The organism is Streptomyces sp. NPDC007896 (assembly GCF_042959425.1).
In the GTDB taxonomy this organism is placed as follows: domain Bacteria; phylum Actinomycetota; class Actinomycetes; order Streptomycetales; family Streptomycetaceae; genus Streptomyces.
Genome location: NZ_JBIBKX010000009.1, coordinates 81482 through 95281 on the forward strand (window position 1 = coordinate 81482; position 13800 = coordinate 95281).

At 69.3% G+C, this 13800-nt stretch carries 11 protein-coding genes and 1 pseudogene; 7 read left to right on the forward strand and 5 right to left on the reverse strand.

The window, feature by feature from the left end:
- Nucleotides 1–20: 20 nt before the first annotated feature.
- Entirely contained in the window at nucleotides 21–1055 is a 1035-nt protein-coding gene (locus ACFZDJ_RS27865; RefSeq protein ID WP_391062736.1) for an RNA polymerase subunit sigma-70, read from the reverse strand.
- A gap of 242 nt (nucleotides 1056–1297) precedes the next feature.
- Here ACFZDJ_RS27865 and ACFZDJ_RS27870 point away from each other — a divergent pair, with 242 nt between their 5' ends.
- Together ACFZDJ_RS27870 and ACFZDJ_RS27875 are read left to right on the forward strand one after the other, a co-directional pair.
- On the forward strand, nucleotides 1298–2737 hold the full coding sequence (locus ACFZDJ_RS27870; RefSeq protein WP_391062739.1) for a DHA2 family efflux MFS transporter permease subunit: 1440 nt from the start codon (nucleotides 1298–1300) through the stop codon (nucleotides 2735–2737).
- 515 nt (nucleotides 2738–3252) lie between these two features.
- The gene (locus tag ACFZDJ_RS27875; protein WP_391062741.1) at nucleotides 3253–3837 is read left to right on the forward strand and encodes an exonuclease domain-containing protein; all 585 of its coding nucleotides are present in this window, start codon (nucleotides 3253–3255) and stop codon (nucleotides 3835–3837) included.
- A 542-nt stretch (nucleotides 3838–4379) separates the two neighbouring features.
- Here the strand turns inward: ACFZDJ_RS27875 and ACFZDJ_RS27880 are convergent.
- From ACFZDJ_RS27880 to ACFZDJ_RS27890, 3 genes are all read right to left on the reverse strand, one after another.
- Entirely contained in the window at nucleotides 4380–5207 is an 828-nt protein-coding gene (locus ACFZDJ_RS27880; protein WP_212728154.1) for an SAM-dependent methyltransferase, read from the reverse strand.
- A 330-nt stretch (nucleotides 5208–5537) separates the two neighbouring features.
- The gene (locus tag ACFZDJ_RS27885) at nucleotides 5538–6374 is read right to left on the reverse strand and encodes a hypothetical protein (protein ID WP_391062745.1); all 837 of its coding nucleotides are present in this window, start codon (nucleotides 6372–6374) and stop codon (nucleotides 5538–5540) included.
- A complete protein-coding gene (locus ACFZDJ_RS27890; protein ID WP_391062748.1) occupies nucleotides 6355–6606 on the reverse strand; it encodes a hypothetical protein in 252 nt (83 codons plus the stop codon). The genes ACFZDJ_RS27885 and ACFZDJ_RS27890 overlap by 20 nt, the downstream gene beginning before the upstream one ends.
- Before the next feature lie 62 nt (nucleotides 6607–6668).
- On the opposite strand from ACFZDJ_RS27890, the gene ACFZDJ_RS27895 reads away from it, so the two are divergent.
- Together ACFZDJ_RS27895 and ACFZDJ_RS27900 are read left to right on the forward strand one after the other, a co-directional pair.
- Nucleotides 6669–6869, forward strand: coding sequence for a hypothetical protein (locus ACFZDJ_RS27895; RefSeq protein ID WP_391062751.1), 201 nt, complete (start codon nucleotides 6669–6671; stop codon nucleotides 6867–6869).
- A gap of 43 nt (nucleotides 6870–6912) precedes the next feature.
- Nucleotides 6913–7608, forward strand: coding sequence for a hypothetical protein (locus ACFZDJ_RS27900; RefSeq protein WP_391062753.1), 696 nt, complete (start codon nucleotides 6913–6915; stop codon nucleotides 7606–7608).
- 705 nt (nucleotides 7609–8313) lie between these two features.
- On the opposite strand, the gene ACFZDJ_RS27905 is transcribed toward ACFZDJ_RS27900, so the two are convergent.
- The gene (locus tag ACFZDJ_RS27905) at nucleotides 8314–8505 is read right to left on the reverse strand and encodes a hypothetical protein (RefSeq protein WP_391062755.1); all 192 of its coding nucleotides are present in this window, start codon (nucleotides 8503–8505) and stop codon (nucleotides 8314–8316) included.
- Nucleotides 8506–8837: 332 nt separating this feature from the next.
- Between ACFZDJ_RS27905 and ACFZDJ_RS27910 the strand changes: the two genes are divergently transcribed.
- The 3 genes and pseudogenes from ACFZDJ_RS27910 (at nucleotide 8838) to ACFZDJ_RS27920 (ending at nucleotide 13595) form a co-directional block, all read left to right on the forward strand.
- Nucleotides 8838–11291: an Ig-like domain repeat protein gene (locus ACFZDJ_RS27910; RefSeq protein ID WP_391062757.1), complete on the forward strand. Its 2454-nt coding sequence runs from the start codon at nucleotides 8838–8840 to the stop codon at nucleotides 11289–11291.
- Between the two features lie 358 nt (nucleotides 11292–11649).
- Nucleotides 11650–12414: pseudogene (locus tag ACFZDJ_RS27915) on the forward strand (transposase); the annotation flags it as partial.
- A gap of 455 nt (nucleotides 12415–12869) precedes the next feature.
- Nucleotides 12870–13595 (forward strand): hypothetical protein, encoded by a 726-nt coding sequence (locus ACFZDJ_RS27920; protein WP_391062759.1) that lies wholly within the window; start codon nucleotides 12870–12872, stop codon nucleotides 13593–13595.
- The last annotated feature ends 205 nt before the right edge of the window (nucleotides 13596–13800 follow it).

Consider the following 13800-nt stretch of genomic DNA (forward strand, 5'->3'; position numbering starts at 1 on the left):
GAACGTTGCCGGTCACAGCACTAGGCGCCGGTGGCGCGTAGCGAGCGGGGCAGGCCGAAGCGAGGGAGCAGGCCGTTGTCGACGAAACGGGTCAGCGCCGAGACGCGGTGCCCGGACAGGGTGAGGACGAGCAGACCGTGGGCGTGCGCGATCGGCGTCCTCGGATCGACGAGGTAAACGCCGTACGCGGGCTGGCCGTTGGCGTGCGTGGCCACCAGCCGGAAGCGGCGGCCGTCGCGCAGCGCGACCGTCCTCAGGAAGTGACCGATGGCCTCCAGTCCCTGGTACTCGTACGGCAGCGGCGGCATCGTCAGCCACGCGTCGTCGGTGAGCAGCGCGAGGATCGCGTCGACGTCGGCGCGTTCGAAGGCGAGGGAGAAGTCGTCAACGAGCTTGCGCTCGCGGGGTGAGTACGGCAGCTCCGCCTCGGCGTGGGCGTCCGCGGGCAGCCGGGTCGCGAGCGTGGCGCGGGCCCGTTTCAACGCGCTGGTGACCGAGTCGACGCTGGTGTCGAGCATTCCGGCGACCTCGGCCGCGCGGAAGCCGAGCACGTCCCGCAGGACCAGCACCGCCCGCTGCCGGGGCGGCAGGTGCTGCAGCGCGACGAGGAACGCCAGGGAGACCGCCTCCTTGGTCTCGTAATGGGCCTCCGGTCCGGGCGCGGCGTCCGGCAGCCCGGCGAGCAGCACGTCCGGATAGGGCTCCAGCCAGCTGGGGTCACCGCGGCGGGTGGGTTCGGGCAACGGAACCTCCAAGCGGTACGTCCAGCCCTCGCCGGACCGGCGGCTGCCGTCCCGCAGCGCGTTCAGGCAGCGGTTGGTCGCGATCCGGTACAGCCAGGAGCGCAGCGACGACCGCTCCTCGAACCCGTCGAGCCCGCGCCAGGCCGCGAGCAGGGTCTCCTGCAGCAGGTCCTCGGCGTCCTGCACCGAGCCGAGGATGCGGTAGCAGTGCACCTGCAGCTCGCGCCGGTAGGGCTCGGTGAGCTCACGGAACGCCTGCCCGTCGCCCGCCCGCGCCCGCTCCAGTGTGAGCGTCGACATGGGCATCGGCATCGGCGTCTCCTCGCTCGGCATTACGTCGCCTCCCAGGCTCCGGTTCGTCGAGGGTTTGGGCAGTTCGGGTCCGTCGACAGTTATGACACCCACGGCGGCCGAAACTGGTCGCCGAATCCCGACCGTCCGCGCAATCCACAGCCGATCGCAGAATCCGCGACCGTTCGCCGCCCAGTTTCCGGACCACCCCGTGTCTTCACCACCGACAGCACGACTGCAGACACACGGCGACGGGAGCACCAGTGAACAGCAACGAGAAGTCCGTCACGGCGGCGCAGCGGTGGACGCTCGCGCTGGCGTCGGTGGGTTCGTTCATGGTCGTCCTCGACCTGCTGGTGGTGGCCACGGCGCTGACCGCGATCCAGCGCGACCTGCATGCGTCGATCGAGGACCTGGAGTGGACGATCAACGCGTACACCCTCAGTTTCGCGGCCCTGCTGATGACCGCGTCGTCGCTCGGCGACCGCTTCGGCCGCAGGCGGCTGTTCGTCGCCGGGCTCGCCCTATTCGCCGTGGCGTCGGCCGCATGCGCGCTGGCCCCCAGTACCGGCACTCTGATCGCGGCGCGCGCCGTCCAGGGCATCGGCGCGGCGACCGTCATGCCGCTCGCCCTGGCCCTGCTGAACGCCGCGTTCCCGCCCGAGCGGCGCGGCTGGGCGCTCGGCATCTACGGCAGCGTCACCGGCCTCGCTGTGCTGCTCGGCCCGGTCCTGGGCGGCGTGATCACCGAGGGACTGGCCTGGCAGTGGATTTTCTGGCTGAACGTGCCAGTCGGCCTGGTCGCGATCCCCTTCGTGCTCGCCCGGATCAAGGAGGGCTTCGGCCAGGGCACGGCGGTGGACTTCCCGGGCCTGCTGCTCTTCACCCTGGCCGCGTTCGGGCTCGTCTGGGGCCTGGTCCGGGCGGATGCGGCGGGCTGGGGCAGCGGGGAGGTGACGGGTGCGCTGGCGGGGGGAGCGGTCCTGGTCGTTGTCTTCCTGGTGTGGCAGTCCCGGGCCCGTACGCCGATGCTGCCGCTGCGGCTGTTCCGCTCCCGGGCGTTCTCGGCGGGCAATGCAGTGATGTTCCTGCTCAGCGGCTCGATGTCCGCCTCGGTGTTCTTCATCGCCCAGTATCAGCAAGTCACTCTGGACCAGGGCCCGTTGGGCGCCGGTCTGCGGCTGCTCCCGTGGGGCACCTTCGTGGTCCTGCTCGCCTCGCGCACCGGAGCACTCGCCGACCGCTGGGGCGAACGCTCTCTCGTCGTCGCCGGCCTCGCCCTGCAGACCATCGGCACGGCCTGGATCGCCCTGATCGCAGCCCCGCACCTCTCGTACGCGCCCCAGGTCGTCCCGCTGAGCCTCGCGGGCATCGGCTTCGCCCTGGCGATCCCCGCCGTCACCAAAGCGGTGGTCAGCACCAGCACACCCGCCGACATCGGCAAGGCCTCCGGCGCCTACAGCACGATGCGACAGCTCGGCGGAGCCTTCGGCGTCGCGATCACCGCCGCGGTCTTCGCCGCCACCGGTGGCTACACCTCCGCCGCGGCCTTCAGCGACGGCTTCGGAGCGGCAATGGCGGTGGCCGCCGGCCTCGGCGTCGCCGCAACGCTGGCGGGCACCTTGCTGCCGCCCCCGCGGCGACCGGCTCTGCGCGCCCCGACGGGAGCACCGGCCGAGGCAGACCGGGTGGACATCTCGTAACCGGCGGCCACCGGGGCGCCGGCGACCCCACACGGCCGGGAGGACAGTGCCTGGGCCGGCACGCCCAAGGCCCGGCACCCCGGCCAGGGTTCCCCCGGGTCCTCCCCGCGCAGGCGGGGGTGCGCCGGCCGTGAACGCCTACAGCAGCCTCCCTCCGGAGTCTTCCTCGCGCAGGCGGGGGTGAGCCGCCCTCGTACCAGCTGACGCCCGTGATGCACGGGTTGTGTGTAAGCACATTCTTGGGCTCCAGTGCACGGACCGGAAGTGGCCCCACGACGTGAGAAGTTGATCTGGCTCCACACACGGCGAGGCCATGCCAGAGAGCGTTCTGCGAGTCTTGGGTGGTTCTCGTAGTCCTTGAAGGCGAATTGTTCGTTTCCAGTGCTTCACTGCGGGCCGTCGGCGCGGTGTTCTGGTGGAATCCGACACAGGTGAGGACGGTATAGAGCGGGCCGGCGTCGGGGCAGCCCCGAAAACCAGGTGCCCCAGCCGCCGCCCCTCCCTACGCTCCCGCCATGGACAGCACCTGGACCGAGCACCTCGTCAACGTCGTGGACGTCGAGGCGACCTGCTGGGCCGGTTCCCAGCCGCCTGGCGCGGTCAGCGAGATCATCGAGATCGGACTGACCGTCATCGAACTGGACGCCGGTGAGCGCCTCGCCCGGCACCGGATCCTGGTGAGGCCCGTCCGGTCCACGGTTAGCGAGTTCTGCACGGAGCTGACCGGCCTCACCCCACACGAAGTCGATCAGGGGGTCAGCTTCGCCGAGGCGTGCGAACTGCTGGCGGCTGAGCACCGCGCAGGCACCCGACCGTGGGTCAGTTGGGGCGACTACGACCGACACCAGTTCACCCGGCAGTGCCAGGCCACACGGACGCCCTACCCCTTCGGCCGCCACCACACCAACGCCAAGGCGGTCTTCACCGAGGCGTATGGTCTGCGCAAACGCCCCGGCATGGCACAGGCCCTGGAAATCGCCGGGCGGCGGCTTGAAGGCCGTCACCACCGGGGCGAGGACGATGCCTGGAACATCGCGGCCCTCGTGCTCCACCTGTCCAAAAGGGGCGTCTGGCCAGCCACGGTCGAACACCCCGTCTGACGCACCCACCCGGACCAGCAGAACCACCCGATCGAAGTGGGGCCGAATCACCTTGCTACAGGGGCGCGAATAACCTCCCCGCATGCCCCCTCCAGCTCGCCTATGGAGCCAAAAGAAACTCCGTGCAGTGGAGCCCAAAAAAGTGCCTACAGACACACGGGTCCTCCCCGCGCAGGCGGGGGTGAGCCGCTCGGCGGGGGTGTCCTTCGACACTGAAGTCAGTCGACGTCGTCGCTCTGATCTGGGGCGACTGACTTCACGTCAAGGCGTCTGCCTTGTGGCCACCCGCCACAGGGAGGCGAGGAGTCCTCGGCTTCGCCAGGCACGATGGACCAGCCCGTCGCAACATCAATCCCACCGTTGTGGCAGACGTACTCGGCCCCGGGAAACTCGTGCAGCCACGCGGCCAGGGTCTGGGCGGTACGGTCGAGCAGGACATCAATCCGCTCACTTGCCGACGTCGATGCCGAGGAGCTTCGCCACCCCGGCGACCTGCCGGCCAAAGGCACAGCTGCCCGGCGATCGTCATCCGGGGAACACGTCTAGGCTTTCCGGGCCAGTCCGGCGGCGATGAGGTGTTCCCAGACCGTGAGCTCTCGTCTTTCGCCGCTGTTCCACGGGTTGTCGCTCTCGTCGGGACGCCACAGGGACGCGGGGACGATCCCGGGGTCGAGGATCTCCAGGCCGTCCAGCAGGGAGGCGATCTCCGCGTCGGTGCGCCACCGGCCGCGGCCGAACGTCTGCTGGAGGACCTTCTCGGCCTCCGCGGTCTCCGGGTTGTTGCCGGAGCGGAAGTGGCTGATGAAGAAGTAACTTCCGGAGGGGACGTGGTCTCGCCAGTAGCGGACGATGCCAGCCGGGTCCTCGTCATCGTTGACGTGGTGGAGGATGGCGCTGAGGATGACGGCGACGGGACGAGTGAAGTCGATGATTTCCAGGGTGTCGGGGTGAGTGTGGATGCCTTCGGGGTTGCGCACATCGACCGCGACGACGCGGGTCCGGTCGTTGTTCTCCAGCAGTGCGCGGCCGTGGACCAGCACTTGGGGGTCGATGTCGACGTAGACGACTCGGGACTCGGGGGCGTGCCGTTGCGCGACCTGGTGGACGTTGTCCGCGGTCGGCAGGCCACTGCCCAGGTCGATGAACTGCCGAATGCCGGTGGTCTTCGCGATCTCCCTGACCGCCCGGGTCAGGGCCGCGCGGTTGGCGAAGGCGATGGCCACCGAACCGGGCAGGTCGCGCTTGAACACGTCGCCGATCTCACGGTCCACGGCGTAGTTGTCCTTGCCGCCGAGCAGGTAGTCGTAGACGCGAGCGATGCTGGGCTTGGCCGGGTCGATGGAGGAGCCTTCGTACGTCATGGCGGCCATTCTTTCCCGCAACGTCGCCTGCGGACCATCGTTTTGGGATCCTCCGGCCGGTCGGGGGCGGCGCGAGGGCATGGATGCCTGGGCTCGGTGTCAAACGCCTCGATTGGATGACAGGGCGACTGGCTTCACTGTCCAAGGACACCGGCGTCGGCCGAAGAGGGTGTCGTACAGAAGTAGTCGGCAGTCGCGACCTTCGCTGTCGGCCCCATGCATGCAGGTCAGCGCCTCGTGAGACGGCCCGTGGCAAGGTACTTGAGGCGCCTCGTACGGCGCCTCGTACGGCGCCCTGTAGAGCAACCTCACTGGCCCGGGCCGCGGCTGTTCGGCGGATCAGCGTCGGCGCAGTTCCTCGGACCAGTTCCGCAGCGGGTCGGCCAGATTGAGGTTGTCGCCGCGGCTCACGGTCTGGAGCAGCTGGGCGCACACGGTCGCTTCGGCGGCGAGGCCGGCCGGGCTGCCCAGGACGGGGAAGGTCTCGCGGACGCGGGCGGCGGTGTCCGGCCGGAGCAGCGTGTAGGCGTAGAGCGTGGCGGCATCGAACCCCTCAGGCGCGCGCCCCCATCCCTCCCAGTCCAAGATCCGGAGGGGCGACGCGATGAGGTTCGCCCAGTGAACGTCAGCGTGGGCGGTGCTCAAACGGGTCACGGCGGGTGCCGGGATGCCCACGAACTCAGGGATGGCCCGGTCCATGTACTGCTGTCGTACGGCGACACGGCCGGTGTCGACGGCCGACACCTTCTCCAGCGACCCGGAGAGCTCCTTCCACCAGGAGTCCGGCAGCTGGAGGTCGTGCTGGAGGATCGGATCGTCGGACAGGACCGGCTCATCGACGCGCACCGACAGCTCCGCCCGGTAGGCGGTGCCGTCGTCGACGGCGTCGTGGACGGCCAGGAGGGCGGGCCGGTGGCCGTCGAGGTCGCCGAAGGCGTGCTGGGCATCGAGGGCGCCGTCCCACAGCTTCCCCGCGGCTTTGTCTTCCGGCGCGGACACCAGGCGCAGCCATACGGGCGCGCCCGTAGTGGTGCGGGCCGGGGCACCCAGGGTGCGCCCGGCCCAGCCCCAGAACTCCGCGCCCGGCTCCACCTGGACGTCCAGGGCCTTGGCGGTACGCGCGTGGTGGGTGCGCATGCGCTGTTCGGTGTCCGGGTCAGGGGGAGGCGAGTACACCAGTGATCTCCCGCAACTGGGCGGCGGTCAGGGAGGGTTGGGCGACGGCGTCGGCCGCCTCCTTCCAGTGTGGCGCACCAGAGGCGGCGAGAAGGACGTCCGTCACTCCTGGGCATGACGCCACCGCCAGGACGCACGCCTGTGCGGGGGTCAGGCCCGGCCGGATGAGGTCGGCGAGCTCCTGGCCGACCATGCCGGGGAGCTCACCGCCGTGCAGCGGGGCCGACGCCATCACCCGCAGCCCCGCCCCGGCGGCGGCCAGGAGCGCTCGCGACCAAGCTCGGCCTCGCCACCATGACCGTCGTCGGACAGGCCAGCCTCGCGGTGACCTGGTGGAGCGGCCCGATCGACCAGGCCGTGGGCGGCGGCGGATCCGACTCCTCGGACCCCTTCTTCCCTCGGATCGACCCGATGGTGTTCAGCGCGCGCGGTGTCGTCCCCATCGGCTATGCCGCCCTCGCTCAAACTGCAGGCCGAAGAAACGGCAATTCTTGAGGAGCAGGCTGCCGCCGCTCTGGACGAGGCGACTTCGCCCTCGGTGTCGCCATTCCTCGCCGCCCGCGACGACCTCCACCGCCGACGGGAGCATGTACTCCGCCTCATCGACCAGGCCGAAAGCACCGCAAAACTCCAGGAGGGACTTGCCAAGCGCGCTGCCGCGGTGGAGCGGCACGAGGCGCAGATCGCCCGCCTGAAGGAGGAACTCGCACAGCTCGGTGACGCCGCGTACGACCGAGACCGGATCATCACCAAAGTCAGCCGCCGGTACGGCGACCTCCTGCGAGAGTGGCGCTACCCCAAGCTCAGCCAGCCCTTCATCGAGTCCAACCTCACACCGTTCGTGCGCGGGGAGCCCTACCAGGAGGCGTCCTCTGGCGCCCGCACACTGCTGCCCCTGGCCTGGCAGCTGGCCGTCTTCGAGATCGCCGTCGAGACCGGCGCCGCGCACCCAGGCTTCCTCATGATCGACAGCCCGCAGAAGAACCTCGGCCACGGCGGCGGCACCTTTGATGCCGTGATCGCCGATGCCGTCGCGATCGACGACTTCTACCATCACCTCTCTGTCTGGCTCGCTGCCCGAGGCACCAAAGCGCAGCTCATCATCGCCGACAACAGCCCGCCGCTCCTCGCGGAAGGCGACGTGGTGGCCCGCTACAGCCGCAACGAGGACCAGCCTCCCTACGGGCTGATCGCGGACGAGACCAGCACAGAACCGGAAGAGGTCACACGGTAGAGCTCAGCCTGCGGCGCGCGATCCAGGGCCCAGCGATCCACTCCAGAACGGGGATCCTGACCTCGCACCGCAGCAAGCCGTCTCCGACCCACCCGGACCCGGCGCGCCGCGGGCTCCACGCGGCCGTGAAGTGGGCGGTGTTGCAGTCACCGGCCTCCTTGCTCCGGCCCGGCCGTCCATGGACGGGCCTGGTCGTTCTCCGCCGGGTGGGGCACCAGGGAGACGTTGAACGTCACGCTGGTGAGGCCCGAGCTGGTGGTGGAGAACGGCGTCGACGTCGCCCGCGATGCCTCCGGCCTGCTCCATCCCGCACGCCTGCACCGGCTCGCCCGGAAGCCGCTCGACTCGGACGATGCTCGGCGGGACACCGCGGTCGACGAGCGCCTGATCCGCCACGGTGGCGTACGGCCAGTGCGGCAAGGTGTGGGGCAACAGGCCTGGGAGTCCTGGCGGTTGGAGCAGCACGGGTCTCGCCTCCGCGGCGGGGTCGGACGGGTCAGGAGACGCGCAGGAGTGTGGTGGCGGTGCGGATCGCGCCGGGCCCGAACTTGGCGCGGATGCGGTCGCTGACCTCTTCGGCGACCAGCCGGGCCTCGCGGGCCCGGTCGAAGCTGATCTGCTCGGCAACCTGGTCTGCGGCGATCAGGTCGTCGCCCTTCAGCGTGATTCCGGTGAGGCGTCCTCGCTGGAGTCCTGCCGCATCGATCAGCCGTAGGCCAGCGTGCGCAGGTCGTCATCGTGTGCAGAGGCCTCCGGCAGACGGCAAGTCTTCTCCCACGCGGTGCCTCCGGCGAAGCACAGGGCCAGTGTCAGGCCGCGGGCCGCCTGGCCACGGCGGCGCAGCTGGAGGGCGAGGGTGACGACCAGGTCGAGCAGGGCCACGCGAGTGGTTCGCAAAGGCAAACGCATGGATCGGCAGTGCTGCTGACGTCTACCCGGCCGCAATCGTCGGCACCCTGGCGATCGACCCGTGCGACCGATGAGGGGACCCGCCCGTGCTACCCGGAACAGACGCGCCTGCGCTCCGCCAGGCGCCGACTGTGGCGAGACGAGCTCTTGCTGCCGCCATCTCGCTCTGTTTGACCTCAGTACCCATGGTCCTGCTGCCTTCGCGGGCGTGGGCGGACGGTGCCTCGACGGCTTCGGCGAGTCGCACCGTGCGGGGCGCGCCGTTGGACTTGCGGATTCCGGCCGGGGGGCAGCCGAGGTCGAGGCTGAGCGCCGCCCCGGTGACCGTCGTTGACGCGAGCGCGCTCGCCAGTAGCCCCAATGGCCGCGGCGAGCCGTCCATCGCGATCAACCCGGCCAACCCCGACCAGATCGTCATCACCCGCTTCCACAATATGAAGTGGGGCAGTGGCAGCAGCAGCGCCAACGCCGACCTGCTCTACTCGAAGAATGGCGGCGTGAACTGGGATAACGAGACCAGTATCCCGCCCCCCGGTCTCACCGACCAGGCGAATGGTCCGGCCGACCAGACCGTCGACTACGGCCGCGACGGCACGCTCTACGGTGCCTTCCTGACGTGCCCCAGTAATCCTTGCACCCAGAGCCGAGTGGTGGTCGGATCGACCGGCGATCCCACCAATCCGGCAGCGTGGACCTGGAACGGCACCCCGACCGCGCCCGTCAGCGGCACGAGCACGACCGCCGACCAGCCCTGGCTGCTGGTGAATCGCGACCCGTCCAACGCCAACCAGGACGACGTCTACGTCTCGTACGAGGACACCGCCGCCTCTCCGGCGGCGCAGGTTGCGGTCTCGTCTCCCGCCAAGCCGTTCAACTTCACCGCGCCCGACTCACCGGGCACGGTTGTCACGAACGATGCGACAAGCGGCGGTGTCCGCCTGGCCACCGACCCGCGGAACGGCTGGGTCTACACCCTCTTCCAGACCGGTGCCGGGACCGGCGATCCGCAGAACATCACCTTCCGGATCAACCGGTGGAAGGGTGATGGGACGGGCTGGACGCTGGGTGGCAACCCGCAAGGCATCGCCGTGGCCACGGCCGACACCCACCAGGGCAGAACGTACAAGTTCGGCGGGGTCAACGCCCTGCTCGGCGGTATCGACCACGCCGCCGTCGACCCGTCCGACGGCGATGTGTACGTGGCCTACGGCGCGGACGTCTCGGGCAACAATCAGATCAGGATCCGGCGGCTCACCGACGACGGAGCGGGCGGTCTCGCCGTCGGGGCGGAGCACAACGTATCCACCTCAACTAACGCGGCGCTCCCCTCGGTGGCGGTGCTCGCCGACGGGACCATTGGCGTCCTGTACACCACCTCCGACGGCCCCAATACCGCGGGCTTCCCCATCTTCTCCGCGCATCTCGCCCGGAGCACCGATCACGGCGTCACGTTCACCGACACCGTCCTGCAGTCGTTCTCCTCGCCGGAGACAAGCGACAGTGACGACGCCCAGCGTGTCCTCGGTGACTTCCAGCAGATGAAGGCGGTCGGCAACGTCTTCTATGGTTCCTTCTCCGGCAACGCCGGCGGGCCGAACCCGGCCACGACGCCGCCGGGAGTCGACGCGATGTTCTTCAAGACCACCCCGCAGGACTCCCAGACCTCGCTGGCGTCCTCCGCCAACCCCTCGGTGTACGGCCAGCCGGTGAGCTTCACCGCGATGGTTGCCCCCGTGCCCGACGGCGGCACGGTGAGTTTCAAGGTCGACGGCAACCCGCTCGGCAGCCCGGTGCCGGTGGACACCACGACCGGGCAGGCAATGTCGAGCAGCATCGCCACCCTGAGCCCGGGCCAGCACCACGTGGACGCCGCCTACAGCGGTAACGGCGATCTCAAGCCCAGCACCGCCACAACCTTGGTGCAGACGGTGAACCAGGCGCCGGTCACCACGACCCTGGCGTCCGCCGGCCCGTCGGCGTTCGGCCAGGCCGTCACCTTCACCGACACGGTCTGTGCCACCGGCGCGAGCACCAACCCGCCAGCGCCACCGACCGGAACGGTGGTGTTCCGCGACGGCAGCACGCTCCTGGGCACCGGAACGCTGTCGCTGGGCGGCGGCACCAACTGCAGCCGGACGCAGGTCAGCACCTCGAACCTACTGCCCGGAGCCCATACCATCACGGCCCAGTACAGCGGTGACACCAACTACCTGGCGGGCAGCCTGGAGTCCACGACCCAGACGGTGACCTGCACCCGGACCATCTCCGGATCGGTCGCGAACGCGGTGTTCGCGGGCACCGGCAGCACTTGCATCGTCAACGCCACGATCGGCGGCACCGTACACGGCGCGGCCGGTGGGGCGCTGTTCATCAGCAACTCCACGATCCGGGGCAGCGTCCTGTCCTCGGGCGGCACCCGGCTCGGCGTCTGCGGTAGCACGGTCACCGGATCGGTGAACGTCGCCAGGGCCACCGGATTCGTGGTGCTCGGGGACCCTGGTGACGACGGCTGCGCCGGAAACAGGATTACCGGCCAGCTGGCGCTGTCCGACAACCGCAGCGGTGCGGAGGTCGTCGCCAACCATGTCGGAGGCTCGGTACAGGTGCAGGGCACGACCGGTAGCGGCCCCTTCCCCGAGGACTCCCGGGCCGAAGTCGAGGGGAACACCATCGGCGGATCCCTGATCTGCTCAGGAAACGTCCCAGCGCCCACCAACGACGGGCATCCCAACTCGGTAGCCGGTGCACGGCAGGGGCAGTGCTCAACCCTGTGATCACGAGCTGAAACGATCACGACATCAGACGGGGTGCCTCGGAAGAACCCGGGGTGCCCCGCTGGTGTGTCAGGGGGAGGTACAGCGGTTGCTCGGACACGTCTGGTCGACTACGACAGTCCATTATCTGGCGACGGCCCAGGCCGATCTGGAGCAGGCGGACCGCTGGCGGTCGTCGGGAGCGCGGGCCGGGCAGCGGCTGGTCGCGGACACGGGGAGCTTGCGGTGAAGTGGAATCTGCGCTGGACGGCGGCAAGCTCGACATCTGGCGTCCGGTCGATCTGCAGGCGGCGTTCGCGAAGGTGGGGTTCACGCCATCGCTGAGCAGGGTCGCCGCCTCGTGGGACGGCACCCCGGGGTCGCCGAGGGGGTGGTCGACGACATCAGCCACGAGGGCCTGCGCATCCTGCTCCGCGAGGAAGGCGTCTCCTTTCAACGCCTGAAGACCTGGAAGACCTCCCGCGACCCGGACTACGCCATGAAGAAAGCCCGCGTCGAACACCTCTACGCAATCGCCGACGGCGAGGTCATACCCGAGGACGGCGAACCCGAAGTCATCTTCTGCATGGACGAGTTCGGGCCGCTCAACCTGATGCCCCACCCCGGACGCCTGTGGGCCGAACGCGGCGGCAGGCACAAGGACCCCGACCGCGAACCCCGCCGCAGACGGCGGGCGACCTACCACCGCTACGGCGCAGTGCGGCACCTGTTCGCCGCACTCGACCTGGCCAGGGACAAGCTCTACGGACACATCAAGCCGGTCAAGAAGCGCACCCAGTTCCCGGAGTTCTGCCGCTACCTCCGCAGCCTCTACCCGCCCAAGGTCCGCATCGCGATCGTCTGCGACAACTTCTCCCCGCACCTGACCACGAAGAAATGCCAGCGGGTCGGCACCTGGGCGACGGCGAACAACGTCGAGATCGCCTACACCCCGACCAACAGCTCCTGGCTCAACCGTATCGAGGCCCAGTTCACCGCCCTGCGCCACTTCACCCTCGACGGCACCGACCACGCCGACCACAAGCAACAGGGCAGCATGATCCGCCGCTACATCATCTGGCGAAACCACCACGCCGACGACCAGCGCCTACGCACCGTCCTCGACAGGGCGAACGTTGCCTGATGCGGCACTAGTCCCCCTGAGGATGAGCTGCGTTGCGTCACTGCTGCTGCGAGGCATGTGGCAGTGCCACATGTGTCCCCGGGTAGAGGGGTGGGCCATGGGATTCGGTACCCAGAAGCCGCAGCCCTGGGCGACGATCGCGTCACCCCGGTCGGTGAACCGGTCCCTCGCTGGCGGGTGGGGCCGAGACCTGTCGACGCCCGGACGCCGCCGAGGGGTGTGCGTCGAACGGGAGTCTCGATCGGGTGATCGCAGCTGGCCACGGGCATGAGAACAGGGCCTCTTGGTAGCTCGGGGTTGCGAAGCCAACCGAGATTCAGGAGACCCTGTTGCCGCAGGTGTAGGCGCTCGCGCCGGTGGAGTTCAACTCGGCTGCACCGACGTGTGATTGTGTCGCTCACCGGTTCGGGAATGCGGCCGATCACCCGCAACGTGTTCGGCGGTATCCCTCGGACATGACGGACGCGGAATGGGCCGTGGTCCGGCCGCTACTGCCGGTGCCGGGCTGGATGCGCGGCCAGGGAAGGCAGCCGGAGGGGCCCGACCGGCAATGGCGCAGACGAGGAGCCGGCGTCCTGATGGCGCTGGGGCTTCTCGCGTCCGCGTCGGTGCTCTTCCGCGTGGGCAGCACAGACGCCTTCAACGCGCTGGCGTACGGGGGCCGAGTCATGGGGGTCGCCTTCCTCACTGCGGCACTGGTGGAAGCAGTCGCGACCCTCGCGGTGTGCGACTACTGGGGCAAGAGGGTCCTGCGCTACTCGGGCGCGGCGATCCTGGTGGGCGTGGGCACCGTGACGGTCACGAACCTGATGTTCCTGTTCACACAGATCCAGGGCCGCTCGTACACCCCGTTCCTCTGGCTCTGGATCACCCTGGTGCTGTGGGCTGCTTGGGCGTTCTGGCTGCTGACCCGTCAGAAGGCGCGGCAAGGGGTCCCCCACCCCAAAGGTGTCGCCCTCAGTGTGGTGGTGTCCGGCGTAGCCGGAATCGCGAGCCTGGCCTATTCACAGATGTACGTCCCTTACTCGACGCCCGTAAGTGCGTGCACGCGTACAAGAGAGGCGCAGGTCCCGGTCCGGACACGCACCGCAGAACGCAGGAGGCCCCGTTGCAGCGGGGCACCTCCGCAAGGTGGCAAGGCCCACGGGTCAGGTACTGGACTTCCTTCTGCCCGACGATGACAGCTCTCGCGGGGCCGAAGGGCGTACAGCAAGAGGCAGGGCCCGGCGGAATCCGCCGGGCCCTGCTGCATGGCCTGCAATCACAAGTGGGACCGCCCACTCGCGCCGACCTGACGTCGCACCCAGATCTCTTGCACTTCGATCGGATGGTCGTCCAGCGATGGAGAAGGAGAACCGGCAGCTGCGGGCGCGGGTGAAGGAACTC

What these genes read in the sequence shown, in the direction of transcription:
- ACFZDJ_RS27865 (WP_391062736.1), bottom strand. Translation starts at nt 1,055, where the DNA reads ATGCCGATGCCCATGTCGACGCTCACACTGGAGCGGGCGCGGGCGGGC.
- ACFZDJ_RS27875 (WP_391062741.1), top strand. Translation starts at nt 3,253, where the DNA reads ATGGACAGCACCTGGACCGAGCACCTCGTCAACGTCGTGGACGTCGAG.
- ACFZDJ_RS27880 (WP_212728154.1), bottom strand. Translation starts at nt 5,207, where the DNA reads ATGGCCGCCATGACGTACGAAGGCTCCTCCATCGACCCGGCCAAGCCC.
- ACFZDJ_RS27890 (WP_391062748.1), bottom strand. Translation starts at nt 6,606, where the DNA reads ATGGCGTCGGCCCCGCTGCACGGCGGTGAGCTCCCCGGCATGGTCGGC.
- ACFZDJ_RS27895 (WP_391062751.1), top strand. Translation starts at nt 6,669, where the DNA reads ATGACCGTCGTCGGACAGGCCAGCCTCGCGGTGACCTGGTGGAGCGGC.
- ACFZDJ_RS27920 (WP_391062759.1), top strand. Translation starts at nt 12,870, where the DNA reads ATGACGGACGCGGAATGGGCCGTGGTCCGGCCGCTACTGCCGGTGCCG.